Origin of the sequence: Microbacterium sp. I2, assembly GCF_051364985.1 — a bacterium.
Lineage (GTDB): Bacteria > Actinomycetota > Actinomycetes > Actinomycetales > Microbacteriaceae > Microbacterium.
This window is the reverse complement of the sequence record NZ_JBLWIH010000023.1, coordinates 139942-165683: the sequence shown is the minus strand read 5'-3', so window position 1 is coordinate 165683 and position 25742 is coordinate 139942. Positions and strand designations below refer to the sequence as shown.

Below are 25742 nucleotides of genomic sequence, written 5' to 3'. Positions count from 1 at the left end.
GCGGGCAACTCGCCGTAGGCTGTGCTCGTGTCCGAGTCGCCCGATGCCGCACCCGTGCCCCGGCGCCGTTTCGAGTGGATCCGCGCGGCCACCGACAGGGTGCCCACGCGATGGTTCGCGGGCGTCGCGACGGCCGCCTTCCTCGCGGCGACGGCGGCCTTCGGAGGCCTCGCGACGGCAGCGTCGCCCGAACTCGCACAGCTCGAACCCGGCGACGCCCATGTGACGGACCAGCGGTCGTTGACGGTCAAGCGAGCGGTGCTCATCGACGAGCTCCCCGGCTCCGGCGTCTCCCCCGAGGAAGGACAGCGCGTGCTGGCGCTCATCGTCGACGTCGAGAACACATGGGACGAGCCTCAGGGGGCGGGGCCCGAGGGCATCGGTGAATCATTCGTCGTTCGGGGTGTGGACGCCGAGGCGGAATCGTCGGTCGCGCGGCTGGACGACGCGACCACCGGCCCCGAACTGCAGCCCGGTGTGCCGGCTGAGCTCGTGTACACGTGGGCGGTCGACGCTGACGACTATGCGGCCGGCGACGAGCTGACGGTGACACTGCGCGAGCTGACCCTGTACACCGGCTCGTTCGTCATGACAGGCCAGACGTGGACCGATCCCGTGGCAGAGGCGACGATGACCCTCGAGATCGAGGACGTCGGCGCCGGCGCCGAACCGGAGGAGGCCGGCGATGACGGCTGAAACCGGGACGAGCGCGGCCGAGCCGGGCGTTTCGGCCACCGGGCCGGAACCGCCTGCGGACGCGATGGCCGGTGCCGACGCGACGTCGGCCGACGGGCCGGCCCTTGCGCCCGTCGCACCGACGAGCCGCCTGCCCGGGTGGGCGGCATGGGCGATCGGCGCCGGCCTCATCGTCGCAGCCTGGTTCGTCGCCCTGGTGACCCCGGGCGAGGAGCAGGCGCAAGCACCGTTCATCATCGCCGCGACGGTCGACGAGTCCGCCGTCGGACGCAATCTCGCCGTGACGATCACCGACGTCCGGCGAGCGGCCGCGGTGAGCGCAGACGGCTGGGCGGCGGAGGGCAACTGGCTCGTGGTGGATCTGCAAGCCGAATCCCTCATCTCTGAGGGCGGAGTCATCTCGCACGCGATGGTGCAGATCGATGGGGTCCAGTTCAGCGCGAGCGATCGTCCGGACTCCCTTCTCGACGCAGCGTTGACCGCGGGCATCGCCCAGACCGGGAGCCTCGCGTTCGAACTTCCGGAGGACCTGACGGCGGGAGCGGCCAGACTCGAACTCGCGCTTGCCACCGACGTGCGGCTCGACTCGATGATCGTCCTGTCATTCGATCTGGCCGAGGTGCCGTTCGTGGACGACGCAGAACTGATCGAGACGGGCTGGGTGAATCCGTGACGGGGTGGTGGCGGTCCAACGCGATCGCGCTGGGTGCGCTCGCGGTGCTCATTCCGGCCGCGGCGCTGACGATGTCGTGGAACGAGTGGGCCGGGATCCGGCAGGGCACAGCCACCGAGCCGATCACAGTGGCGCCCGGCGAGTCCGTCCGATACGCCGATGCGCTCGTGGGGCCGGTCTCGGCGGAGTTCACCGAGTTGCCGGATGCCCCGAAGGACGCGCGGGTCATCACCGTCACCCTGCAGATCGATCCGGGCGATCCGGCGATCGCATGCTCCCCCTTCGTTCTGAAGGAAGTCGACGGCGCGCGGCGGGAGTGGGCGCCTCGGGACGATCTGGGGCGCGAGTGGGACGTGGACCGCTGGACCTATTGCGACGACGAGGCAACGGCGCCTTACGAGATCGAACTGGACTACTTGGTGCCCGAAGACGCGTCGGGACCGTTCGCCGTCGAGTTCGGCTCCGCGGGATCGTATCCGGAGTTCGTGAGCGCCGTCGTCGCACCCTGAGCCGGGCCGACCGAGGGCACGGTAACGGAGCCCTCCGGTGAGGCGGACGCTGCGGCATCCGTCTGCGTCTTCGCCTCGATCTCGGCCGCCTCGGCCTCGCGCGTGCGCAGCTTGCCGATCACCGCGTCATAGCCGCCCGCGACGAGGGCGATGCGGATCGGCTCGATCAGCAGTGGGGCGATGAGGAAGATGAGCTGGTCGTTCACGATCCAGAAGTCGGCGAGGTCCTGTGGTCCGACGGCGCGCGGGATCGCCCACTCCAGCAGACCCTGCAGTCCGAGCAGCAGTGTGTAGAGCAGCACGAAGCCACCGATCAGCACCGGCCCAGCCCTCCACATGAGCACGAACGCCCGCCCGATCGGCGTGAAGCGGCCGACCAGGTCGCTCCAGATGTCGGCGAGCCGCGCGCGCAGGCGCTGCGGCAAGGACCGGTAGCGGGAACGGATGCGGCGGCCGACCTCGCCGCCGAGGTTCTCGGTCGCCACCGCGCGGGGCGCGACCGCCTGGCCGTAAACGACGCCCGAGATCGTGAGCCAGGCGACGGGGAGCAGGATGATGCCGCCCGCCTCGCCGAGGAACCACTCCACGCCCTCCCAGATCCACGCGAGCGGCGCGAAGCCGGCGGTGATCGCCTCGCGGAAGTCGGCGAGCCACACCATCGCCTGGCGCGAGCCCACCCAGGACGTCACCATGCCGAGGGCCAGACCGATGACGGTGACCGTGTAGTAGACCCACAGCGCTTCAAGGTAGGCCGCGAAGCCCCCCGTCCAGCGCGGCAGCCTCTCGCGGTGCCGCCTCCACAGCCACCGCAGCGCGAAGGCGATGACGACGATCGCGATCGTGATCGGCGTGATGGCCAGCTCGCCGACCTGCCCGTCGCCGGCGATCTGCGTCGCCGCACCCTCCTCGCCTGCGAGCTCGGCCGCCAGTTGCTGCCACCCCAGTTCGGCGTCGACCTCGAGCACCCGGGCCGTGTACGCGACCGCGTCCTCGCGCAGGTATCCCCACGCGGCATAGAACGCGAAGAACGGAAGGATTCCTGTCATCAGCGCGTCGAGGAACTCGCGCCGGCGCGTCGCAGGGTCGGTCGTGAGCGGAGCGATGGCGGTGAGCTGGCGCATGCCGTCGCGGAGGACCAGGAACATCGCGACGAGCGCGATGAGGCGCGCGAGGATCGCGAGAGGCAACAGCAACGACCCCGCGACCGCGTTGTACGCGCCGACGAAGCCCGCGAACTCGATGATGGCGTAGCGCGCCAGGATGGCGCCGAGATACCAGGCGAGGAGTGCCGGCCAGTGCCGCCACAGCAGGCGGCCGGCGACCTGGAGGACCGCGATCACGTGTTCACGGTAGCGGTCCCCGCCGCTTCAGCGCACGATCACGCGGCTCAAGTGCCGTCGGCGCGGCGCGGGCGGTCCGCAGGGTCGACGACCTCGTCCGCAGCCACTTCGTCGCGCGTCGCGTCGCCGTGGACGGTGCCGTCGCTTCGCGCCGAGCCGTCGTCGCGCACGTCGCGCAGGGTGTTGCCGGATATGCCCGCCGACGGGCCGCCGGCTGCGGCATCCGTTCGTCCGTCCGCCACGTACGGGTCGACGTCGTCGGCCTTCCGCAGCTTCTCGGCCTGCTCGGCGCGCAGCTTCTCGGCGTCGGCCTGGTGCTCGTCGATCGTGCCCGCGCGGCGTTCGGCGTCGATGGACGCTTCGGCGGCGCGGGCGCGGGCCGCCTCGGCGGCGGCGGTCGCCGATGCGGCTTCGGCGCGAGCGCGGGCGACTTCGGCTTCGTGCTCTCGCGCTTCGAGTTCGGTCGAGCGCGCGTCCTCGCGCAGCTTCTCGGCGCGGTCGTGCTGATGCTCGACCCGCCGCTCGCGGCGGCTGCGCGCCGTCATCACCAGTGCGACGACGACGATGACGAGCAGGACGGCGATGCCGACGATGATCCAGATGAGGGTGGTCGTGTCCACGGCGCACTCCTTCGGTTCCGGCGCCGGACGGGTGGCCGGCGCTTCGACGTCAGGCAACCGCACCCCGCAGGTGCGCGGCAAACGGCTTGCGGCGCGCGTCTTCGTGCGCTACGCGGGCATCAGTTCCAGATGCTCGGGGCGTCTGCGCGAGTGGGCGGAAGGGCGGATGCCGCAGCCCAGTCGTGCACCCACTCATCGACCTCGGGGATGCCCTCGGGGCGCCCCACTGCCGCGAACAGCTCCTCGTGCGACAGCGTGCCGCCGGAGCGCTTGAGCATGCGGGCGCGGATGATCGCGCGGGCGTACACCTCGCCCTCGACCACGGCGCGGTGCTCGAGGTAGATGGCCTTGTCGTCGTGCCCGATCAGACGCGACTCGACGTCGAACCGCTGCCACAGGTTCAGGGACTTGCGGAACGTCACGGTCTCGCTCGAGACGACGGCATACCAGCCGCGGCGCTGCATGACGTCCCACAGGCCGGTCCGCACGAGCAGATCCCATCGGCCGAGGTCGAACAGTGACAGGTAGCGGCCGTTGTTCATGTGCCGCAGCAGATCGATGTCGGTCGGCAGCGTCGTCAGCCGCACTCGCCCGATCTCGGTCGGCCCGAGCCTGCCCTGGCGCTTCGCGCGACGCCGCGCGGTGATCATCACGAGCAGGGTCCGCCAGATCACGTTCACGATGTGCGATGGTAGCGACGCTCGCGCGATGTGCCGATTCGATTGTGGGATGCCGACAGCCCGGCGGGGGCGTGAGCACAGACGCGGGCTCGCGGCATCCGCTCGTCATCGCTCGTTCACGGGTCGTTGGGACGATTTCCCGTCTCGCGGCGACGCGCGTAGAGTCTGGCCCATGGAAGCCGAACTCCAGACCGACATCGTCGTCCGTCCGGTGCGAGACGTCGACGCCGAGGCTCTCGGCCGCGTGCACGCCACGTGCTGGCACGAGACGTACGACCACCTCATCAGCAAGGCCGCCCTCGAGGCGGTCTCACCCAAGCGCATGGCCGAGCTGTGGACCCACTGGGCCGCCCAGGGCCCCGAGTTCAAGATGTTCGCCGCGCTCGTCAACGGCGAGATCGTCGGATTCGCCGGCTCGGGTCCCGCCCGTGACCGTGACGCTCCGCGGTTCCGCGAGCTGTACTTCATCTACCTGCTCGACGCGTACCACGGCACCGGCATCGGCCAGAAGCTCTTCGACGCGGTCGTGGCCGACAGCGAGCCGCTTTACCTGTGGGTCGCCGAAGACAACCCCCGCGCGCACCGGTTCTACACGCGCAACGGGTTCACGCTCGACGGCGCGTCGCACACCGAGCCCTTCCTCGGCGAGACGCTCACCGAAGTGCGCTTCGTGCGCTGATCCTCCCTCCGACGGGGCGTGTCCGGTTCGCCGGACACGCCCTTCGTCGTTCTCGATCCGGTTGTCGCGGCGACAAGCGCCGCGCATCCACGAGACTGGACGGATGCAGCCTCGCCCTCCCCTCAGCATCTGGCCCCTGCACGGCATCCCCGAGATCGCCGCGGGCACGGATCTCGTCGACGTGATCGCGCGTGCGGCTGAGGGTGGGCTCGCCGACGGCGACATCCTCGTTGTGACCTCGAAGATCGTGTCGAAGGCCGAGGGTCGATTCGTCGTCGCCGACGACCGCGAAGACGCCATCACCGCCGAGACGGTGCGGGTCGTGGCATCCCGCACGTTTCCGACCGGCTCGACGACGCGGATCGTGCAGAACCGCCTGGGCATCGTGTCGGCCGCGGCCGGCGTGGACGCATCGAACACCCCCGAGGGCACCGTCCTGCTGCTGCCCGAGGACCCCGACGCCTCGGCGCGCGCGATCGCCGCCGGCCTGCGCGAACGCCTCGGCGTCGAGGTGGGCGTGATCGTCTCGGACACCCTCGGCCGCGCGTGGCGCGAGGGCCAGACCGATCACGCCATCGGCGCGGGCGGCGTGCACGTCTTCGAAGACCTGCGAGGGGCGACGGATGCCGAGGGCCGTCCTCTCGTGGTGACCATGCCGTGCGTCGCCGACGAGCTGGCGGCCGCAGCAGACCTGGTCAAGGGCAAGGCCGCGCGGCTGCCGGTCGCCGTCGTGCGAGGACGGGCCGACCTCGTCGGGCCGCTCGACCTGCCCGGCGCGCGGTCGATCGTCCGCGCGCTCGAGCGCGACATGTTCCGGCTCGGCGCCGACGAGGCGTATGCCGAAGGATTCGCGGCCGGACGGGCCGCCGACGTCGGACGCGCCCCGTAGTGTGCTCGGCATGAACGCGCGTGCGGCGAGAGCCCGAGGATCCCGCGGACCGCAGGCACCGGCCTTCGACTTCGACGAGTCGCTGCTGGGCGACCTCACCCCCGGCGACGCCGCGGCGTTCGAGCGCGGGCTGTTCGAGGCCACGGAGTACACAGGTCTCGCGATCGACGAGTGGCCCCTCGGCACGGGCGACACGGTCGACGGATGCCGCATCACTGGGGCGACCGTCGGCTCGTGGACGCTTCGCGGGGCGCGGATCGTCGAGTCCGTGCTCGACGGCCTCGATGCGCCGGTGGTCAGCGCCGCGCGGTCGGGGCTGCGCGATGTCGAGATCCGCGACAGCCGGTTCGGATCGTTCGAGGCGTTCGACACGACGTGGCGGGGCATCCGCTTCACGCGCTGCAAGCTCGGGTTCGTCAACCTTCGCGGCGCGGAGCTGCTCGACGTCGCGTTCGTCGACTGCACCATCGACGAGCTCGACCTGCTCGAGGCGACAGCCCGCCGCGTCGCGTTCCCGGGCACCCGGGTCGGTGCCCTCAACGTCAGCGGAGCGAGGCTCACCGACGTCGATCTGCGAGCCGCCGAGGTGCTCGAGGTCGTCGAAATGGCCGGCCTGCGCGGTGCGACCATCTCGCGCGAGCAGCTGCACCTCATGGCACCCGCGCTCGCGGAGCTGACCGGCATCCTCGTCGAGGACTGATCAGCAGCGCAGACGTCCCCCCGCCGAGACCGGCAGGGGGACGATGGCGCGACCGGGCGCCGGATTACTGCGCCCGCAGTACCGCGTCGCCGGCCGAGACCGTGACCCGGATGGTGTGGGCGGCGCCGGGCACGCTGCCGATGCGGTTGTCGAAGTCGCCGGCAGCCACCTCCGAGCTCACGTCGTACTCGCCGTCCGGCACCACCAGGCGAAGCGACCCGGCGTTGACCTCGGCGACGAGCTCGTCAGGGGCGCTGCCGGAGAAGGCAGCCTCCAGTGAGCCGGCGTTCACGGTGACCTGCGCCTCGCCCACGTCGTCGAGCACCAGCTCGGCGCGCCCCGCACTCAGATGCGCCTCGACGCTGTTGGCGGAGCCCGAGACCTCGGCGCTCCCCGCGTCGACCTGCAGGTCCAGCTCGTCGAACGAGCCGTCGACGGTCAGGTCTCCTGCGGCGAGCCCGAGGTCGGCATCCATCCCCTCGAGCGACTGCGGCAGGCGAAGGACCGCGCTCCCGTTGCCGCCGAACCAGCCGCCGAACCAGCCGTTGAACCAGCCGTTCGGAGAGGCGACCATGAGCTCGCCACCGTCGCGCACGAGCGTCCAGCGGTCGATGCCCCACGCGCTGCGCACTTCGAGCTCGGCATGGTCGATGTCGGCGAACTCGACCCGCATGTCGCCGGCGTCGACCTGCACGTCCAGTTCGGTGACGCCGTCGACGGCCACGGTGCGCGAGGTGGTGTGGACGGACGCCGCGGCCCACGTGCCCAGCACCGACGACACGATCGCGCCCAGTAGGATCACGGCGCCCACCACGATGACGACGATCGCGACCACGCGCGACGACTCGCTCGCGGGCTGGTTCGGCGGGTTCTGCGTCGGTGGGTTATGGGTCGGCGGCGCCGGGGGTGCGGGCGGTGCCGGCGGCGGGGTGGCGATGCTCATCGGTCTGCTCCTGTCTGCGGCGGGATCCCGCCGTGTTCGATGTGGGCGAGTGCGGCGAGCACTCGGCGGTTGCCGGATTCGTCGGGCTCGAGCCCGAGCTTCTGGAACACCGCGGTGATGTGCTTCTCGACGCTGCCTTCGCTCACGTGCAGCGATCGTGCGATGGCCTGGTTCGACCGGCCTTCGGCGATGAGGGCGAGAACGGATGCCTCGCGGTCGGTCAGCCGCTGCATCCGGGTGTCGCGCGCCCGCCGGCTGAGCAGCTGGGCGACGACCTCGGGATCCAGCACCGTCGCGCCGCCCGCGATACGATCGACGGCCTCGAGGAAGTCCGACACGTCGGCCACGCGGTCCTTCAGCAGGTAGCCGAGCGATCCGGCGCTGGCGGCGATGAGGTCGGCCGCGTAGCGCTCCTCGACGTACTGCGAGAGCACGAGGAGCGCCAGGGCGGGATGGCGGCTGCGCAGCGCGAGTGCGGCACGGATGCCTTCGTCGGTCCACGTCGGCGGCAGGCGGACGTCGAGGATGCACAGATCGGGTGAGGTCTGGTCGGCTGTCTCGTCGAGCCGGGAAGCGTCGGCGAGCGCGGCGACGACGGTGTGTCCGACGTCCTCGAGCACGCGGACCAGCCCCTCGCGCAGCAGCGCGGAGTCCTCGCAGATCAGGATGCGCACGGAATGCTCACCTCCACCGACGTCGGGCCGCCGACCGGGCTGTCGATTCTGGCCTGGCCTCCGGCCGCGACGACGCGGTTGATGATGCCGTCGAGACCGCCGCCGGGCATGACCGTGGCCCCGCCGATGCCGTTGTCTTCGACTCGCGCCCACAGCGTGCCCGGCTCGCGCAGCCGCACCACGACACGGCATTCGGTCGCGCGGGCGTGCTTGGCGGCGTTGGTGAGCGCCTCGGCGATCGTGAAGTATGCGGCGGCCTCGGTATCCCGGCTGCACCGGCCCTCCATGCGCACGTCGAGGTGAACCGGCACCACCGAGCGGCCGGCGAGCGCCGAGAGGGCTGCGTCGAGACCCCGATCGTCGAGGACGGCGGTGTGGATGCCGCGGGCCAGCTGCCGCAGTTCAGTGATGGCGGCCTTCGTGGAAGTGTGGGCCTCGGCCACGAGGGCCTTGGCGGCATCCGGATCCGAATCGATCTTCTGCTGCGCGAGGCCCAGTGTCATGCCGACGGACACGAGCCGCGGCTGGACGCCGTCGTGCAGGTCGCGCTCGAGGCGGGTGCGCTCGACGTCGGCGGCGCGCACGGCGCCTTCGCGCTGCACGCTCGAGGTGCGCGCCGCTTCGGCGAGCTGCGCCTCCTGGGAGGGGACCATGATCGCCCGCGAAAGGACTCCATGCAGGATGCCGAGGCCGATGACGCCGGCGGTGCCGACCAGCGCCGAGAGCAGGCCGACGGGCACCGCCCATGCGAGAGGTACGGCGATGTCGGTCTGGGCGAGGGTGATGCCGCCGTCTTCCGCGAACAACGGCGCGAACACCAGCACGACGCCGGAGGCGGCGAAGCCGATGAGAACCAGCACGAGCCAGCCCAGCACGGTCGCGATCGCCGCATTGGCGACCGCGCGCCAGCTCAGCGGATCGATGGCCTGCAGCCACAGGGTCCGCAGGAAGCCTCCGAACCCGGGACGACCGCTGACCCGCAGGCGGCGGGGCGGCAGGCCGAACTCGTACAGCCCGTCGACGCGGGCCGCCTCCAGCCAGCCCAGCGCGAAGATCAGGTAGGCGAGGGCGACGAGGAAGAGCAGGCCGATGCCGAGGACCGCGAGCAGGCCGATGCCCAGTGCCAGCATCGTGGCCAGCACGGTGAAGATCACGGGTCCGACGACGCCGAGGGCAGCCAGCTGTGCGATCGCGCCGGCGACCCGGGCGGGCGTGGCCGTGGACGGCGACGTGACGGGCGGCGCGGAGGGCGGCGCTGAGGTGGAGGTGTCGGAACTCATACCCTCACGGTAGGGCGCTCGCGTCTCGTGCGCCCCTGAGTCAGCCCGAGACCTGCCTTCGGGTTATCCCCCAGACAGCTCCCGCGGTGCCGCGTTGGTCAGCGGCCCGAGACCTTGCCGAACAACCGCGCGATGGGAGCGAGCACCAGCGGGCGAGCGGCGACCCACGCCGCCGCGATCACCAGGATCGAGACCGCGAAGATCCAGAACCCGGTCCAGTTCATCGCGTACGCGTCGGGGTCGGCAGACCCCTGCGCCGCGTACATGTGATTGAGGTTGCGCAGCGCCCCGGTCGCGAAGACCAGCACGACGTGCACGAAGATGAACAGCACGAAGTAGAGCATCACCGGGAAGTGCACGGCGCGCGCCCACTCCACCGGATAGGCCTTGTTGAGCGCTTTGGCGTTCTTGGGCCAGATGCCCGACATGCGCACGCCGGTGATGATGGCCAGCGGGGCCGCGAGGAACACCGTGGCGAAGTAGGCGAGCTGCTGGAGCGAGTTGTAGTTCACCCAGCCGTTCTCGGTCGGCCAATCGAGCGACACGTACTGCAGCGTCGCGGACAGGGCGTTGGGGAAGACCTCCCAGCTGGTCGGCACGATCCGCATCCACTGCCCAGTGAGGAACAGCAGCACGACGAAGATCACGCCGTTGACCACCCACAGGATGTCGAGCGACTGGTGGAACCACAGGGTGAGGCTGATCTTGCGGCGATTGTTGCTGCGTGGCGACCAGAACACGGTCGGACGCTTCTCGGTGCGCACGCGCAGGCCCGACCGGATGATCAGCACCATCAGGAACACGTTGAAGAAGTGCTGCCAGCCGAGCCAGGCGGGGAACCCGACGGGTGCCGTCTCGGGCAGGTGGTACTCCCCCGGGTATGCCGCGAGGAAGTCGACGCCCCACTGGGTGGACAGCAGCCAGCGCACCAGGGCGACCGCCATCCCGGCGGCGTACAGCAGTCCCGCGCCACCGACGATGACCGCGCCCGACCACTGGAGCTTCGTGAAGGGCCCGATTCGCTTCGGCTCGGCGGGCGGTGCCGCCTCACGTGCCGCCGGTCCGGGCCAGACGGTCCGCGTGAAGGGCAGCGGCGTCGACAGCGGCACGCCTGACTGGGTTGCCGCCGGGGCGACGACGGATGCCGCCACCACCGTCTCGCCGGCGGTCGGCGGTTCGGGGGTCGCGACAGGCGGGGTCGCGACATCCGTTCCCGCGTGTTGCGCCACCTCAGCCGCGGGGCCATCGTGTGCGGTCCGCGCGACGGGTGCGAGGCCCGCCGGCGGCCATGGCTTGCCCCCGGCCACGCGCGGGAGTCCGCGCCGCAGCGCCTTCGCGTCGGCGGCGACCTCGGTCGTTGAGCGCCCTTCGATACGGCTCGTTCCTCGCCACTCCGGAGCCGCTCCGCGAGTCGGAACGCCCTGCTCCTCCGGGGAGGCATCGGTGCCAGGTGCCGGCATCTGAGCAGCCTCGCCCACGGGCACGGCTCGCTCGGGGGTCGCGCCCTGCGGCTCGGCGGGCGCAGACGTCGTACGTTTCGCCACCTGAGCAGCGGCGACGGATGCCGGGGGCCACGGCTCACCGCCGGGCACTCGCGGCAGGCCACGGCGCATGGGTGGTGCGGCGGGTTCGGGGGTCGCAACACGCGGAGTCGCGGCATCCGTTCCCGCGTGTTGCGCCACCTGAGCCGCAGGCACCGCGGCCGCGGCGGGGTCGGGGGTCGCAACACGCGGAGTCGCGGCATCCGCTCCCGCGTGTTGCGCCACCTGAGCCGCAGGCGCCGCCGCAGGCACCCCGGCCGCGGCGGGTTCGGGGGTCGCGAAACAAGGAGGCGCGGAACCCACTCCCGCGTGTTTCGCCCCCTGCGCCGCAGGCACCACGGCCGCGGCGGGGTCGGGGGTCGCAACACGCGGAGTCGCGGCATCCGCTCCCGCGTGTTGCGCCACCTGAGCCGCAGGCACCATGGCCGCGAGGGGCGCCTCGCCGGGCGGCGGCCACGGCTCGCCACCGGGGCGGCGCGGCAGGCCACGGCGCACCGAGGAACCGAACGTGGCCACAGCGCCCTACGCCTTCTTCGCCTCGAGGGCCGCGATCAGCTGCGGCACCACGGTGAACAGGTCGCCGACCACGCCGAAGTCGGCGATCTCGAAGATCGGGGCATCCCCGTCCTTGTTGATCGCGACGATGGTCTTGGCCGTCTGCATGCCGGCCTTGTGCTGGATGGCGCCCGATATGCCGAGGGCGACGTACAGCTGCGGCGACACCGACACGCCGGTCTGGCCCACCTGATACGTCTGGGGCACGTAGCCGGCGTCGACGGCGGCGCGCGAGGCGCCCACGGCGGCCCCGAGCGCATCGGCCAGCTGCTCGACGAGGGCGAACTTCTCCTCCGAGCCGAGTCCGCGACCGCCGGAGACGACCTTCGCCGCTCCGCGCAGCTCGGGACGCGATGATGCCACGACCGCCGCGTCGACGGACGACACCGTCGCCGCCGCGCGGCCTGAGGCCCGCACGTCCAGCTCGTGCACGGTCGGCTGCGCGACCGCCTCGGCACGGGCATCCACCGACCCCAGCCGGATCGTGATGACGGGCGCGCCCCACGTCACCGCCGCATCGACGTTGTACGACCCGCCGTAGACCGAGTGGTGCGCCACGACGCCCTCGGCGTCACGCGAGACGCCCACGGCATCGACCGCGAGGCCCGAGCGCGTGCGCGCCGCGTAGCGCCCGGCGACCTCACGGCCTTCGATCGAGTGGGGCACGAGGATCGCGTCGGGCCGCACGCGGGCCGCGGCGGCGGTGAGCGCGTCGGCAGCCGGAACCGTCAGGCCGTCCACGCGCGGTGCCACCAGCACCGACGTCGCACCCAGGGCAGCGGCATCCGTCGCCAGCGCCGCGTCGCCGATCAGCAGTGCGACCGGCGACCCGACCTGGGATGCCGCTCCCAGCAGCTCGGCCGCGGACTTGGCAAGCCCTCCCGCGGGGGTCGTCTCGAGGAGCACGAGGATCGAGTCATCTGCGAATTCAGCCATCTCACTCACCCTCACACGAGCCGGTTCTGCACGAGGAACTCGGCGAGCTTCTCGCCCGCATCGCCCTCGTCGACGATCTTCACGCCCGCCTCGCGCGGCGGCTTCTCAGTGAGCCCGATCACGATCGACCGCGAGGCATCCGGGTCATGCGGCTCGATGCCGAGGTCGTCGAGCGAGAGCGTCTCGAACGGCTTCTTCTTCGCCGCCATGATGCCCTTGAAGTTCGGGAACCGCGCGTCCGGCAGCGCCTCGGTGATCGAGATGACCGCGGGCAGCGGCGCTGAGACCTGCATGGTGGCGCCGTCCGAGGCGCGCACGCCGCTCACGGCGGCATCGGTGATCTCCACCGAGTTCAGGTACGTCGCCGCCGGCACATCGAGCAGCTCGGCGACCATCGCCGGCACGACGCCGCCCGAGCCGTCGGTGGACTGGTTGCCCGCCACCACGAGGTCGAACCCGACACGCTTCAGGGCAGCCGCGAGCACCTCCGCGGTCAGGCCCAGGTCGGCGCCGAGAAGAGCGTCGTCGACCACCTGCACGGCCGACGCAGCGCCCATCGCCAGCCCCTTGCGCACGGTGGCCGAAGCCGATTCGGGGGTCATCGACAGCACGACCACCTCGGTTCCGGGCGTCTTGTCGGCGTACGCCAGGGCGACCTCGAGGGCACGCTCCCCGATCTCGTCGAGCACCGTCTCGCTCGCCGCGCGGTCGGCCAGGCCCGTTTCGAGCGACAGCTTGCGATCCCCGTAGGTATCCGGGACTTCCTTGACCAGGACGACGATCTTCATGACGATCTCCTCACGCTGGCGTCGAGTCTAAAGCCCGGCCTGCAGGACCGACGAACCGCCCGCCCGGTACGGTGGATGCGGGAGGTCCACGTGCCAGCAACCAGGCGTCTTCCGGTCGATCCGATCGCCGAGGCCAAGCGCCAGTGGATCGAGCACGGCTGGGAATCGGCCGCCGCCGGCATGACCGCCGTCACCTCGATCATCCGCGCGCAGCAGCTGATGTTCGCGCGCATCGACGCCACGCTCAAGCCGTTCGGCCTGTCGTTCGCGCGGTACGAGATGCTCCGCCTCCTCGGCTTCACACGCGAGGGACGGATGCCGATGGCCAGCGCCATCGCGCGCCTCCAGGTGCATCCGACCAGCGTCACGAACACCGTCGACCGCCTCGCCCGCGACGGGCTCGTCGCGCGTGAGCCGCATCCGACCGACGGGCGCGCGGCGATGCTCGTCCTCACCGACCCGGGCCGGGCGCTGGTGGAGCGGGCGACGACCGCGCTCAACGCCGAGGTGTTCGAGCAGCCGGGCCTGGCGGAGGAAGACACGACCGAGCTGGTGCGGATCATCGCGCGGCTGCGCAAGGACGCCGGCGACTTCGCCGACCCGCGGCCACAGCCCGAGCCGTTCTGAGCGCTCACCGTCCCTGGAACTCGGGCGGACGCTTCTCGCGGAAGGCAGCCATGCCCTCCTTCTGGTCGGCGGTGTCGAACAGCGACGCGAAGACGTGGCGCTCGAGCCGCAGCCCCTCCGACAGCGAACTCTCCAGCGCCGCGTCGAGCACGGCCTTGGCCGCGAACAGCGACGGCAGCGACTTCGCGGCGATGCCGGCGGCGAGCTTCTGCGCCTCGTCGAGCAGCTCGGCGGCCGGCACGACGCGCGAGACCAGTCCGGAGCGCTCGGCCTCGGCGGCATCCATCATCCGGCCCGTGAGGATCAGGTCGGCGGCCTTGTAGGCGCCGACGGCGCGGACGAGCCGCTGCGACCCGCCCATGCCGGGGATGACCCCCAGGGTGATCTCGGGTTGGCCGAACTTCGCGGTGTCGGCGGCGATGATGATGTCGCACATCATCGCCAGCTCGCACCCGCCGCCCAGCGCATAGCCCGAGACGGCCGCGATCACCGGCGTGCGGACTGCGGCGAACTGCGCCCAGCCGCCGAAGTGGTCGCTCATGACCATGTCGAGCCCGGACTTGTCTTCCATCTCCTTGATGTCAGCCCCCGCGGCGAACGCGCGCTCCGAGCCGGTGACGACGATCGCGCCGATCCCCTCGTCGGCATCGAACGCTGACGCTGCGACGACGACCTCGTGCATGACCTGCGTGTTCAGGGCGTTCAGCGCGTCGGGCCGGTTGAGGGTGATCCACCCGACCTTCCCCCGCGTGTCGACGAGGATCGTCTCGAAGTCGGTCATCGGCTGCCTTCCTCGCTCCGCGCGCGGATCGTGTTGATGATGCCCGAAAAGTCCTGACCGGCGCCCGGCCCCTCGGCGAACTCGCGATAGACCTCGCGCGCCAGCATCCCCATCCTCGCCTCGACACCCGTCGATGTCACGGCGTGCTCCGCCAGCCCCAGGTCCTTGCTCATGAGGGCGCCCGCGAACCCGGGCTGGTAGTCGCGGTTGGCGGGGCTCGAAGGCACCGGCCCCGGCACCGGGCAGTTGGTCGTGAGTGCCCAGCACTGGCCGGACGCGTTGGAGGCGACATCGAACAGCGCCTGGTGCGACAGCCCGAGCCTCTCGCCCAGGACGAACGCCTCGGCCACCGCGATCTGCGACACAGCGAGGATCATGTTGTTGCAGACCTTCGCGGCCTGGCCCAGGCCGGCGCCGCCGCAGTGCACCACGCGACGGCCCATCGCCTCGAGCAGCGGACGCGCGGCCTCGAAGTCCTCGTCCGACCCGCCCACCATGAACGCGAGCGTGGCGTTCTCGGCCCCGACCACGCCTCCCGATACGGGGGCGTCCAGTGAACGGTGGCCCGCGGCTTCGGCGAGCTCGTGCGCGGCCCGCGCGTCGTCGACGGCGATCGTCGAGCAGTCGACGAAGAGCGTTCCGGATGCCGCCACGTTGAGCAGCCCGTCGGCTCCGTCGACCCCGCGATAGGCGTCGAGCACCTGCTGGCCGGTTTGGAACATCGTGAACACGACCGACGCGCCGCCCGCGGCATCCGTCCCCGAATCCGCACCGGTCAGCCCCGCCTCTCGCGCGGCCTCGACGGCGGCCGGCATCACGTCGAAGCCGACCACTTCGTGCCCGGCCGCGGCCAGATTCTTCGCCATCGGCAGGCCCATGTGCCCGAGCCCCAGGAATGCGATCCTCATTGCAGACGTCCTTGTCCGTCGGCGCGTCAGCCGGCCAGCAGCTGCCGGCCGATGATGACGCGCATGATCTCGTTCGTGCCTTCCAGGATCTGATGCACGCGCAGGTCTCGCACGACCTTCTCGATCCCGTACTCGTGAAGGTACCCGTAGCCGCCGTGCAGCTGCAGGGCCTCGTTCGCGACGCGGAACCCGGCGTCGGTCGCGAAGCGCTTGGCCATCGCGCACTGCACGGCCGCGTCGTCGACATCGGATCCGGCGATCTTGGCGTCGAGCGCGGTCGCGGCATCGCGCACCATCGCACGCGCGGCCCGCAGCTCGGTGGCCATGTCGGCGAGCGTGAACACGACGGACTGCTTCTCGGCGAGCGGCTCGCCGAACGTGAAGCGCTCCTGCACGTAGCGCACCGCACGGTCCAGCGCCCACTGCGCACCTCCCAGCGAGCACGCGGCGATGTTGATGCGGCCGCCGTCCAGCGCTGCCATCGCGATCTTGAAGCCCTGCCCCTCGCCACCGAGGATGCTCGAGGCCGGCACGCGTACCTCGTCGAGGATCACCTGGCGCGTGGGCTGCGCGTTCCAGCCCATCTTGTGCTCCGGCGCGCCGAAGGACAGGCCCGGCGTGCCGTCGGGCACGAGGAAGGCGGTGATCCCCCGGGCGCCCGGTTCGCCGGTGCGCGCCATGACGATGTAGACGGATGCCTCGCCGGCACCCGAGATGAACTGCTTGACGCCCGTCAGCACGAACTCGTCGTCGCCGTGCTCATCCGAGATCCGGATGGCGCTCGTGGTGATGGCGGCGGCATCCGAACCCGCCCCCGGCTCGGTGAGGCAATAGCTGCCGAAGCCCTCCATCGACGTCAGCAGCGGCAGCCACTCCTGTCGCTGCGGCTCGGTGCCGTAGGTGTCGATCATCCACGCCACCATGTTGTGAATCGTGATGTAGGCCGCGATCGCGGGGTCGCCCTGCGCCAGCTGCTCGAAGATCGCGACGGCATCGGAGCGCGAGAGCCCGCTCCCGCCGAGGTCGTCGCGCACGTACACACCGCCGAGGCCCAGTTCGCCGGCACGGCGCAGCGTCTCGCGAGGGAAGTGGGATGCCGCGTCCCACTCCAGCGCGTGCGGTTCGAGCTCCGTCTGCGCGAACTCCCGCACGGCGTCGAGGATCGCTGACCGCTCGTCGGTCGTCAGCTCGGGGGTGATCGTGGGTGTGCTGATGGTGGACACCGTTGCTCCTTCGCCGATCCGCGGACGCCGTTGTGCGGCATCCGGATCGTTGTCTTCGTGCCCTCGTCGGCACTGTATCCGATTTTACATGGACGTCCATGTATCTGCTAGGACAGCCAGCGAACGCACCGTTCCGTCGCCCGTCGTTCACCGCCGCGACACCCGCACTCTGTAGGCACGGGGGGCGCACTCTGTCGCGCATCACCCGCCCCCTCCCGTGAGGAACTCGATGCCTTCGCACGCCCCTCGCCGACTCGTCGCATTCGCGACGACGACGGCCGCCGTCTGCGCACTCGCGCTGACGCCGTTCACCGCCGCCACGGCGGCGATCGTCCCCGATCCGGTCACGCACTCCGCGGCGGACGCCGCTCTCGCCATCGCGCCTCTCGGCACGTTCGAGACCGGCGCCTTCGATGAGGGCGCGGCCGAGATCGTCGCCGCCCACGGCGACCGCCTCTTCGTCGTCAACGCGCAGGCGGGCTCGGTGAGCGTGCTCGACTACAGCAACCCGACCTCGATGACCGAGGAGTTCCAGCTGAGCTCCACCGGCGTGGCCAACTCGGTCGCCGTGCGCGCGGACGGCCTCGGCGTCGTCGCGTTCGAGGCACCGGTGAAGACCGACCCCGGCACGCTGGTGTTCTTCGACGCGAACGCGCAGGATGCGGCCTCCGCTGTCCTGGGATCCGTCGTCGTCGGCGCGCTGCCCGACATGGTGACCGTCGCCAAGGACGGGGCCTACGCCGTCGTCGCCAACGAGGGCGAGCCGGCGGACGACTTCTCGAGCGACCCGGAGGGGTCCGTCAGCGTCGTCGCACTGCCCGGCGGCATCGCCGCCCCCGCCCAGGAGGCGGTCAAGACGGCCACCTTCCACGACTTCGAGGCCGGCGGCTCCAAGCCGCTCCCCGACGACGTGCGCGTGTTCGGCCCGACGCCTCACGGTGACGACCACCCGGTCAGCCGCAACCTCGAGCCCGAGTACGTCACCGTCGACGGCGATGTCGCGTACGTGTCGCTGCAGGAGGCGAACGCCCTGGCGGTCGTCGACCTCGCCTCGGCCACCGTCACCGACGTCCACGCGCTCGGCTTCAAGGATCACGGCGCCGACGGCGCCGGGCTCGACGCGAGCGACCGGGACCCGAACGGCGCGCCGACCTTCAACGTGCGCACCTACGCGGGCCTGAAGGGCATGTACATGCCCGACGGCATCCAGTCGTACTCGGTCGGCGGGCAGACCTACCTCGTCACGGCGAACGAGGGCGACGTCCGCGAATGGGGCGAGTACGTCGACGAGTCGCGTGTGAAGGACCTCGCCGAGGACGGCCAGGGGCCGGTGTGCGAGCCGCTCGCGGGTCTCACCGGCGACGCCGACCTCGGTCGCCTCAACGTCTCGATCGAGGACGGATTCGACACGGAGGCGGGCTGCTACTCCGAGCTCTACTCGTACGGCGGCCGGTCGTTCTCGATCTGGTCGACCGACGGAGAGCTGGTGTGGGACTCGGGCGACGCTCTCGAGCAGATCACGCACGCGGCTGCTCCGGCGAACTTCAACTCCGACCACGGCGCGAGCGACCTCGAGTCGCGCAGCGACTCCAAGGGCCCCGAGCCCGAGAACGTCGCCATCGGGGCCGTCGGTGACCGCACCTACGCCTTCGTGGGCCTCGAGCGCGTGAGCGGCATCGCGGTCTTCGACATCACCTCGCCGACCGACGCCACGTTCGTCACCTACGTCAACAACCGCGACCTCGCCGTCTCTGCCGAGGACGACGGCGTCGCCGCAGCGGGCGACCTCGGTCCCGAGGGCGTGGCGTTCATCCCGGCGGACTCGTCGGCGACGGGCGCTCCCCTGCTGGCGGTGGGCAACGAGGTGTCGGGCACCACGACCTTGTGGGCGATCGAGGATCTGCTCGCGCCCGTCGAGCTGACGCTCCTCGGGATCAACGACTTCCACGGCCGGATCGACGCGAACACGGTGAACTTCGCCGGCACGGTGGAGGAGCTCCGCGCCGCCACGGCCGGCCCATCGCTGTTCCTGTCGGCGGGCGACAACATCGGCGCATCGCTGTTCGCGTCGTCGGTCGCGAAGGACCAGCCCACCATCGACGTGCTCAACGCGCTCGAGCTGCAGACGTCCGCGGTCGGCAACCACGAGTTCGACCAGGGCTTCGAGGACCTCGAGGAGCGCGTCGTGCCCGCGGCCGACTTCAGCCACCTCGGGGCGAACGTCTACGAGAAGGGCACCGACACCCCGGCACTCGACGAGTACGACATCTTCGAGACCGAGGGCCTGACCGTCGCCGTCATCGGCGCCGTCACCGACGAGACCCCGTCGCTGGTGTCGCCGGCCGGCGTGGCCGATCTCGATTTCGGCGACCCGGTCGAGGCGGTCAACCGCGTCGCCGGCAAGCTGAGCGACGGAGACGACGCCAACGGCGAAGCCGACGTCATCGTGGCCATGTACCACGAGGGTGCGGGTGCCGGCACGCCGGATGGAGCCACCCTCGAGGAGGAAGTGGCAGCCGGCGGCGTGTTCGCGGCGATCGTCGAAGACACCGTCGCCTCGGTCGACGCGATCTTCACCGGCCACACGCACAAGGAGTACGCGTGGTCGGCCGCCATCCCCGGCACCGACAAGACGCGCCCGATCGTCCAGACCGGTTCGTACGGCGCCCGCATCGGCAAGATCACGCTGACGCTCGACCGCGCGACGGGAGAGGTCCTCGCCCACAGCGAGGAGAACGTCGCCCGCACGACGACGCCGGCGGCAGAGCTCGTCGCGGCATACCCCCGGGTGGCCGAAGTCAGCGGGATCGTGCAGGAGGCGCTGGCCAACGCCGCCGAGGTCGGCAACACGAGCGTCGCCGAGGTCTCGGACGACATCACGACCGCCTTCGCGGGCGGCTCGTTCGTGGACGGCGTGTGGACCGGGGGTTCGCGAGACGACCGTGCCTCGGAGTCGGCGCTGGGCAACCTCGTCGCCGAGTCCATCCGGTCGTCGCTGTCGGCGCTGCCGGACGGCGCCCAGATCGGCGTGACCAACCCGGGCGGCCTGCGCTCGGAACTGTGGGACACTCAGGCCGAGTTCGGCGCCACTGCGATCCCCGGACTCGCCGACGGTGAGATCTCGTTCTCGCAGGCGAACGCCGTGCTGCCGTTCAACAACACCATGGCGCTCGTCACGCTCACCGGCGCGCAGTTCACCGACCTGCTCGAGCAGCAGTGGCAGCGGGCGGCCGACGGCACCGTCCCGTCGCGCCCGTACCTGCAGCTCGGGCTGTCGGAGAACGTGACCTACACCTTCGACGCCGAGCGCGCTGAAGGCGACCGGATCACGTCGGTCACGATCGACGGTGCACCGCTCGACCCCGACGCGGAGTACCGCATCGGCACGCTGTCGTTCCTCGCAGCGGGTGGAGACAACTTCCACGCGTTCACCGAGGGCAGCGGCTACGTCGACACCGGCCTGCTCGACTACGAGGCGTGGATCGACTATCTGGCCGACGGCACGCCCGTCGCGCCGGCGTACGCGAAGCACGCGGTGCAGGTGCAGGGCGTTCCCGACTCGGTCGAGCCGGGAGACGAGTTCTCGTTCACGGTGTCGAAGCTGAACATGACCAGCCGCGGCACGCCGGAGGCCACCGAGGTCGAGGCACGCCTCGGCGACGAGGTGCTCGGGACGTTCCCGGTCGCCGACGGGTCGGCCGACATCGCCCTCACGCTGCCGGCTGGCACCGCGGCCGGCGCCACAGAGGTGACGTTGACGACGGATGCCGCGGGCACGACGGTCACCGTCCCGCTGACGGTCGGCGACGAGCCCACGCCGGGGCCGGGAGCCGACTGGGCCACGATCGATGTGGGTTCCGGCACGGTGGAGCAGGGCGGATCGCTCCCCGTGAAGGTGTCGGGCCTCGAGCCCGGACAGCAGATCAGCGCGACGCTGTTCAGCGACCCGATCGTCGTGCAGGGCATCCCGGCGGCGGACGCGAGCGGCACCGTGTCGTTCACGGTCCGGATTCCCTCGGATCTGCCGGTGGGAGCGCACCGGCTCGTGATCGAGTCGACTGGCTTCGAGCCGCTCTCGGCGTCGGTGACCGTCGTCGCGCCCGGACAGCTGGCCGTCACGGGCGCGCAGGCGCCCTGGACGATCGCGCTCATCGCGGCGCTCCTGGTGGTGCTGGGCGGCATGCTCGTGATCATGCGCCGGCGGCCCGTCGCGCGCGGTTGATGCGCATCGGATGAGAGGAGCCCGGATGCCACGGCATCCGGGCTCTTCTTCTGTTCCGGCTACGGAACGCGCGCCGAGAAGAGCGGCACCACGACCTCGTCGACGATGCGAACGATCGCGACGTCATCAGGCGGGGCGCCGTCGAAGAGGAAGCGCTGGCGCAGGAGCGAGTGGGCGACTTCCAGGCGTGCCGGTGTCACGGCGGCCGCATCGATCTCGCCCCGCTCGACCGCGCGACGCGCGATCTCGGTCATGGCTCGCAGCCCGGTGCCCTGCGAGCGCTGACGGAGCTCACGCATGCGGTGCCGGTCGCGCAGCGCATCGCTGAGCAGGCCCCTCAGGGCCTCGCCCGCCGCCCCGTCGAGCAGCCGCGCGTGCTGCCGGAGGTGGGCGAGCACGTCGCCGCGCAAGGTACTGGTGTCACGTGGCGAGGCCGGGTCGCCCATGCTGTGGCGCACGGCGTCGAGTGCCAGTTCCATGCGCGAGGGCCAGCGCCGGTAGACCGAGGCCTTGCCGGTGCGAGCGCGTTCGGCCACACGCTCCATCGTGAGCCCCGCGTAGCCGTGCTCGGCCAGCTCCTCGAGAGCAGCATCCAGAATCGCGGTCTCGAGGGCGGACCCCCGTCTGCGGGGCTGTGCGCGGTGGTCCGGCGCGCCGCGTCCGGACGCGGCCGCCGGATCGAGTGCGCGCTCTGCGCGAGCCTCGAGATCATTCGTCCCCGCCGTCATGAGGCCTCCCCGACACGGCCGGTGTCGCCGTCGACGGTGACGACTTGCCCGTCGTGCAGCACCGTGGTGCCCACCGCGGAACCCATGATCGCGGGGATACCGTACTCGCGTGCCACGATCGCCGCGTGCGACAAGACCCCGCCGGTGTCGACGACGACCGCGGCGGCGCGCTGGAACAGCGGCGTCCACGAGGGATTGGTGTACGGACACACCAGGATGTCACCGGTTCGGAGCCGCCCGAATTCCTCCGGTCCGCGGATGACCCGCACCGGACCGGTGACCCGGCCGCCGCTGGCCGGCTCGCCGGCGAGGAGCGCGTCGCCGGAGTCCCGCACCGGAAACACCGCCCGCGGATCGATCAGGCGGACGCCCACGAGCTCGTCTCGCCGCGCGGCCCTCGTGCGCGCCAGCTCGCGAAGACGGCCGTCAGGCCCCGCCTCGAGCTCCTCGAGTCGCAGGTGGAAGACGTCCTCGGGTCGATCGAGCACGCCCTCGGCGACCAGGCGCCCGCCGATCTCGAGCAGGGCGCGACGCAGGATCGGCAACGGCCGCGTGAACTCGTAGTGCGTGTCTTCGCGGAACGCTGTGCCCGCGCGCGCCCGCTCGATCCACCGACGCATCCGTGGGCTCATCGCGTCGAGCGGTGGTCGCTCGGCTCGCGAAGGCGGCGTGGTGGCGAGCACCTTGATCAGCCCGACCACGGTCTCGGGCGCCTCACCCCACGTCGGCGCCGTGACCAGCAGCGGTGACGACGACTCCCGGTGACCGTGCTCGGCGAGGAAGGCCGCGAAGTCCGGGAGCTGCCGCACCGCCGGCAGGACGGCGGCGGGCTCCTCGGCCGCGAGCCGCGCTGCCAGCGCCGGATCCGACCGCACCTCCGCGGCGATCTCCTCCAGCTCCCGCGTGACCTGCTCGGTGCGGGTCCGGCCGTCCAGCAGCAGATCGCCGAGCATCCGCCCGCGCCCGGTGAGCCGCAGCACGAGGAAGAGGCGCGCGATGGCCACGCCGGAGCCGGGGAGGTAGTCGATGCGCAGATCTGCGACCGGGTCGACCAGCGCGAGCGCCTCGCGCGGCACCCGCACCAGCTCGTGCCACGGCATCCGGCTGACATCGCGCGCCGCGAGCTCCCGCACCCGCGAGAGGAACGACGCGTATCGCGGGTCGTCGCGCCACCGCGCGGGGTCGTGGCGGCGCGCACGGCGGGCGATGAGGAACGGGGCGAGCATGAGCCGGAGCGTCGGACGCGGCTCGGGCGGCACGAGCCGGTAGACGACGCCCCCCTCCTCGCGCAGGAATCCTTCGAACGCGCCACGCAGCCCGATGCTCTCGGTCACCTTCGCCATGAGGCCCGCCGGACCGTACGGGATCCAGGTGGTCATGTCGATCGGATACGGCCGCGTCGGCAGCAGCTCCAGCAGCACCGTGGCCAGACGCCGGCGCAGCGGGTTCAGCCGCCCGGGGAGGGGCGGCGGCGGCACGGCGGTCATCGGTCGAGCCTGCAGCAGGTGCACGCCGCCGGCCGCGACCGCCCACTCGATGTCCTGCGGGCGCTCGAAATGCGTCGCGACGGCCGTGCCGAGCCGGGCCAGCTCCGCGAGCACGTCATCGGGAAGACGGTCGACGGATGCCGCATCCGTCGGGGTCTCGTGGACCACTCCGCCGCTCGCCGCTGCCCGCACCACCACTTCGCGCCGGCCGGCGACGAACTCGCGCACCGAGCCGTCGGTACCGAGGACGTAGTGGTCGGGTGTCACGATGCCCGACACGACAGCCTCGCCGAGTCCGGGGCTGGCTTCGACGACGATGCTCTCGCGGTCGCCGGTGACGGGATCCGCCGTGAACATCACGCCCGCGGCGTCGGCGTCGACCATCCGCTGCACGACCACGGCGATGCGCACCTCGGCCGGGTCGATGCGGAGCCGCTCTCGATACGCCACCGCGCGGTCGGTCCACAGCGACGCCCAGCACCGGCGGACCGCGTCGAGCAGCTCGGCCTCCCCGAGCACATTGAGGTACGTGTCCTGCTGGCCGGCGAATGCGGCACCGGGCAGGTCCTCGGCGGTCGCGCTGGAACGCACCGCGACCGCGCCGCGACCGAGTTCGGCGTAGGCCGCGAGGATCGCGTCGCGGAGTTCGCCCGGGATCACAGCGTTCTCGTACGCCTGCCGGTCGGCCGAGGCGGCGCGGGTCGACCCGTACGCCTCGGTGGTCACGACGAACCCGGGAGGCACGGGCATGCCCAGCCGGACGAGCTCACCGAGGCCTGCTCCCTTGCCACCGGCGAGTGCCAGGTCTTCGCGACCGAACGCAGCGAGCGGCGCGACGTGAGGCATGCGGAGTCCTTCCCGATCCGCCGCGTGCCCGCGAGTCATTTAGAGAACGCGACGTTCTCTACCAATCTATACCCGGCCGCGCGTGCACACGACCCCGGCGCGACGAGACCCCCGGATGCCGGCATCCGGGGGTCTCGCGGGTCCATCAGGCGGATTCGTCCCACGGCGCGAAAGCGCGCAGCTCGAGCTGCCCGTTGCGGGCCATCGGGTGGCGCGAGGCGATCTCGATCGCCTCGTCGAGGTCGGCGACGTCGAGGATGTCGAAGCCCAGGATCACCTCGCTGGTCTCGGCGAACGGCCCGGCGGTCGTGAGCACCTTGCCGCCACGCACCTTCACCACGGTGGACTCCGCACCCGGCGCGAGGATCTCGCCGATGATCCGCTTGCCCGACGCGTCGAGCGGGTCGACCCACAGATCGATGTCGGACTCGTCGGACGGCTGGTCGGGCTGGGCGTCGCTGACGACGAACATCATGAACTTCATGGTCTGATCCTTCCGGTACCGGGCAGCCGGACGCCACCCTCACCAAGGCCGTCGCACGGCACTCGCGCAGATCGACACTTCGCGTTCACGAAATTCTCGTACTTCGCTCACGCGGTCGGTCCCTCACGCGGTCGGTCCCAGCATCCGCTGCCGATGATTCCTGCCACGCATGCCGGTTTCGACCGCGCGAGGATCATCCTGCAGGATGATCCGCATGGGCCTCGGGGCCGACGCGCGAGCGGGAACGCGTCCGTAGCGTCGAAGACATGACCGCCACAACCTCGCCGATCCGCCTCGCTCGCCGCCGAGAGATCTCAGCGGGCGGCGCGCTTCTGCTGACGATCGCAGGGAACATCCTCTTTCTCGCGATCGCGGCCGTCGGCGCCGCCGGTGTCGCGATCGCCGCCGCCGTCGTCTTCGGTCCGCAGATCCTGAGCGCCTTCTGAGCGGTGTGCTCTGAGCGGCCGGCTCCGAGCCGGCGTGCGGCGTCAAGCCCTGTCGCGCGGCGCGCGGACGCCAGTAGTCTTCGCGTGTGACCGAGCGCGCCGTCCCCATCCTCCTCAGCCGCGACCTGTCCGAGACGCTCACGTTCTACGAGACGCTCGGCTTCGAGAATCGCGGCGCGCCGCCCGAGGACTGGGGGTACCTCATCATCGGCCGCGGCGACGCCGAGCTGCACTTCACGCTGGACCCGTCCGTCGATCCGCTCCGCACCGCGTCGATGTGCTACCTCTACGTCGAGGACGCGCAGTCGCTGTTCGTCGACTGGCGGAGCCTGGTGATTCCGGATGCCGCGACCGGCAGCCGCATCGAAGCACCGGTCGACACGGACTACGGCATGCGCGAGTTCGCCGTCGTCGACCGCAACGGCAACCTCGTGCGCGTCGGCAGCCGGCTCTGACCCGCAGCCGGCGTCACGTCGATGTCGCCGGC

The 25742-nt window shown here is 71.3% G+C and carries 25 protein-coding genes; 10 read left to right on the top strand and 15 right to left on the bottom strand.

Going from position 1 to position 25742, the window contains the following annotated elements; genetic code table 11:
• The first annotated feature begins 27 nt into the window (after positions 1–27).
• From ACLKM7_RS17730 to ACLKM7_RS17720, 3 genes are read left to right on the top strand one after another with little or no spacing between them, the layout of a single operon-like run.
• Positions 28–696, top strand: a complete 669-nt coding sequence (locus tag ACLKM7_RS17730) for a hypothetical protein (protein WP_436448620.1) — start codon at positions 28–30, stop codon at positions 694–696.
• Positions 686–1369, top strand: a complete 684-nt coding sequence (locus ACLKM7_RS17725; protein ID WP_436448619.1) for a hypothetical protein — start codon at positions 686–688, stop codon at positions 1367–1369. Before ACLKM7_RS17730 ends, ACLKM7_RS17725 begins: the two co-directional genes overlap by 11 nt.
• Positions 1366–1878 (top strand): hypothetical protein, encoded by a 513-nt coding sequence (locus ACLKM7_RS17720; protein WP_436448618.1) that lies wholly within the window; start codon positions 1366–1368, stop codon positions 1876–1878. The genes ACLKM7_RS17725 and ACLKM7_RS17720 overlap by 4 nt, the downstream gene beginning before the upstream one ends.
• On the opposite strand, the gene ACLKM7_RS17715 is transcribed toward ACLKM7_RS17720, so the two are convergent.
• The 3 genes from ACLKM7_RS17715 to ACLKM7_RS17705 all read right to left on the bottom strand — a co-directional run bounded on the left by ACLKM7_RS17715 (position 1782) and on the right by ACLKM7_RS17705 (position 4518).
• On the bottom strand, positions 1782–3218 hold the full coding sequence (locus ACLKM7_RS17715) for a hypothetical protein (RefSeq protein ID WP_436448617.1): 1437 nt from the start codon (positions 3216–3218) through the stop codon (positions 1782–1784). The two genes, ACLKM7_RS17720 and ACLKM7_RS17715, sit on opposite strands and share 97 nt — an antisense overlap.
• A 47-nt stretch (positions 3219–3265) precedes the next feature.
• On the bottom strand, positions 3266–3838 hold the full coding sequence (locus tag ACLKM7_RS17710; RefSeq protein WP_436448616.1) for a hypothetical protein: 573 nt from the start codon (positions 3836–3838) through the stop codon (positions 3266–3268).
• A gap of 119 nt (positions 3839–3957) precedes the next feature.
• Positions 3958–4518, bottom strand: a complete 561-nt coding sequence (locus ACLKM7_RS17705) for a thioesterase family protein (RefSeq protein WP_436448615.1) — start codon at positions 4516–4518, stop codon at positions 3958–3960.
• Between the two features lie 172 nt (positions 4519–4690).
• Here ACLKM7_RS17705 and ACLKM7_RS17700 point away from each other — a divergent pair, with 172 nt between their 5' ends.
• From ACLKM7_RS17700 to ACLKM7_RS17690, 3 genes are all read left to right on the top strand, one after another.
• Entirely contained in the window at positions 4691–5197 is a 507-nt protein-coding gene (locus tag ACLKM7_RS17700; protein ID WP_436448614.1) for an N-acetyltransferase family protein, read from the top strand.
• Positions 5198–5300: 103 nt separating this feature from the next.
• Positions 5301–6086, top strand: coding sequence for a coenzyme F420-0:L-glutamate ligase (locus tag ACLKM7_RS17695; protein WP_436448613.1), 786 nt, complete (start codon positions 5301–5303; stop codon positions 6084–6086).
• Between the two features lie 10 nt (positions 6087–6096).
• Positions 6097–6786 carry a pentapeptide repeat-containing protein gene (locus ACLKM7_RS17690; RefSeq protein WP_436448612.1) on the top strand — a complete coding sequence of 230 codons (690 nt, stop codon included), beginning with the start codon at positions 6097–6099 and terminating at the stop codon, positions 6784–6786.
• Between the two features lie 64 nt (positions 6787–6850).
• Here the strand turns inward: ACLKM7_RS17690 and ACLKM7_RS17685 are convergent, their stop codons facing one another.
• The 6 genes from ACLKM7_RS17685 to ACLKM7_RS17660 form a co-directional block, all read right to left on the bottom strand.
• Positions 6851–7729, bottom strand: coding sequence for a hypothetical protein (locus ACLKM7_RS17685; RefSeq protein ID WP_436448611.1), 879 nt, complete (start codon positions 7727–7729; stop codon positions 6851–6853).
• The gene (locus ACLKM7_RS17680) at positions 7726–8403 is read right to left on the bottom strand and encodes a LuxR C-terminal-related transcriptional regulator (protein WP_436448610.1); all 678 of its coding nucleotides are present in this window, start codon (positions 8401–8403) and stop codon (positions 7726–7728) included. The genes ACLKM7_RS17685 and ACLKM7_RS17680 overlap by 4 nt, the downstream gene beginning before the upstream one ends.
• Positions 8391–9683: a histidine kinase gene (locus ACLKM7_RS17675; protein ID WP_436448609.1), complete on the bottom strand. Its 1293-nt coding sequence runs from the start codon at positions 9681–9683 to the stop codon at positions 8391–8393. The genes ACLKM7_RS17680 and ACLKM7_RS17675 overlap by 13 nt, the downstream gene beginning before the upstream one ends.
• 98 nt (positions 9684–9781) lie before the next feature.
• Entirely contained in the window at positions 9782–11449 is a 1668-nt protein-coding gene (locus ACLKM7_RS17670; protein WP_436448608.1) for a cytochrome b/b6 domain-containing protein, read from the bottom strand.
• A gap of 297 nt (positions 11450–11746) precedes the next feature.
• Positions 11747–12715, bottom strand: coding sequence for an electron transfer flavoprotein subunit alpha/FixB family protein (locus ACLKM7_RS17665; protein ID WP_436448607.1), 969 nt, complete (start codon positions 12713–12715; stop codon positions 11747–11749).
• Between the two features lie 11 nt (positions 12716–12726).
• A complete protein-coding gene (locus tag ACLKM7_RS17660; RefSeq protein ID WP_436448606.1) occupies positions 12727–13503 on the bottom strand; it encodes an electron transfer flavoprotein subunit beta/FixA family protein in 777 nt (258 codons plus the stop codon).
• Positions 13504–13593: 90 nt separating this feature from the next.
• Between ACLKM7_RS17660 and ACLKM7_RS17655 the strand changes: the two genes are divergently transcribed.
• A complete protein-coding gene (locus tag ACLKM7_RS17655) occupies positions 13594–14130 on the top strand; it encodes a MarR family winged helix-turn-helix transcriptional regulator (protein WP_436448605.1) in 537 nt (178 codons plus the stop codon).
• 4 nt (positions 14131–14134) lie between these two features.
• On the opposite strand, the gene ACLKM7_RS17650 is transcribed toward ACLKM7_RS17655, so the two are convergent.
• The 3 genes from ACLKM7_RS17650 to ACLKM7_RS17640 are packed head-to-tail and all read right to left on the bottom strand — an operon-like array spanning position 14135 to position 17033.
• Positions 14135–14911, bottom strand: a complete 777-nt coding sequence (locus tag ACLKM7_RS17650) for an enoyl-CoA hydratase (protein WP_436448604.1) — start codon at positions 14909–14911, stop codon at positions 14135–14137.
• Positions 14908–15819: a 3-hydroxyisobutyrate dehydrogenase gene (gene mmsB / locus ACLKM7_RS17645; protein ID WP_436448603.1), complete on the bottom strand. Its 912-nt coding sequence runs from the start codon at positions 15817–15819 to the stop codon at positions 14908–14910. Before mmsB ends, ACLKM7_RS17650 begins: the two co-directional genes overlap by 4 nt.
• Positions 15820–15845: 26 nt before the next feature.
• Entirely contained in the window at positions 15846–17033 is a 1188-nt protein-coding gene (locus ACLKM7_RS17640; protein WP_436448685.1) for an acyl-CoA dehydrogenase family protein, read from the bottom strand.
• Between the two features lie 238 nt (positions 17034–17271).
• Here ACLKM7_RS17640 and ACLKM7_RS17635 point away from each other — a divergent pair, with 238 nt between their 5' ends.
• Entirely contained in the window at positions 17272–21264 is a 3993-nt protein-coding gene (locus ACLKM7_RS17635) for a choice-of-anchor I family protein (protein ID WP_436448602.1), read from the top strand.
• Between the two features lie 59 nt (positions 21265–21323).
• Here the strand turns inward: ACLKM7_RS17635 and ACLKM7_RS17630 are convergent, their stop codons facing one another.
• From ACLKM7_RS17630 to ACLKM7_RS17620, 3 genes are all read right to left on the bottom strand, one after another.
• Positions 21324–21992 (bottom strand): TetR/AcrR family transcriptional regulator, encoded by a 669-nt coding sequence (locus ACLKM7_RS17630; RefSeq protein ID WP_436448601.1) that lies wholly within the window; start codon positions 21990–21992, stop codon positions 21324–21326.
• Positions 21989–24325 (bottom strand): PEP/pyruvate-binding domain-containing protein, encoded by a 2337-nt coding sequence (locus tag ACLKM7_RS17625; RefSeq protein WP_436448600.1) that lies wholly within the window; start codon positions 24323–24325, stop codon positions 21989–21991. Before ACLKM7_RS17625 ends, ACLKM7_RS17630 begins: the two co-directional genes overlap by 4 nt.
• 145 nt (positions 24326–24470) lie before the next feature.
• Entirely contained in the window at positions 24471–24809 is a 339-nt protein-coding gene (locus tag ACLKM7_RS17620) for a YciI family protein (RefSeq protein ID WP_436448599.1), read from the bottom strand.
• A gap of 266 nt (positions 24810–25075) precedes the next feature.
• Between ACLKM7_RS17620 and ACLKM7_RS17615 the strand changes: the two genes are divergently transcribed.
• Complete coding sequence (locus ACLKM7_RS17615; protein ID WP_436448598.1) at positions 25076–25255, top strand: hypothetical protein; 180 nt, start codon at positions 25076–25078, stop codon at positions 25253–25255.
• Positions 25256–25341: 86 nt separating this feature from the next.
• A complete protein-coding gene (locus ACLKM7_RS17610; RefSeq protein WP_436448597.1) occupies positions 25342–25710 on the top strand; it encodes a bleomycin resistance protein in 369 nt (122 codons plus the stop codon).
• The last annotated feature ends 32 nt before the right edge of the window (positions 25711–25742 follow it).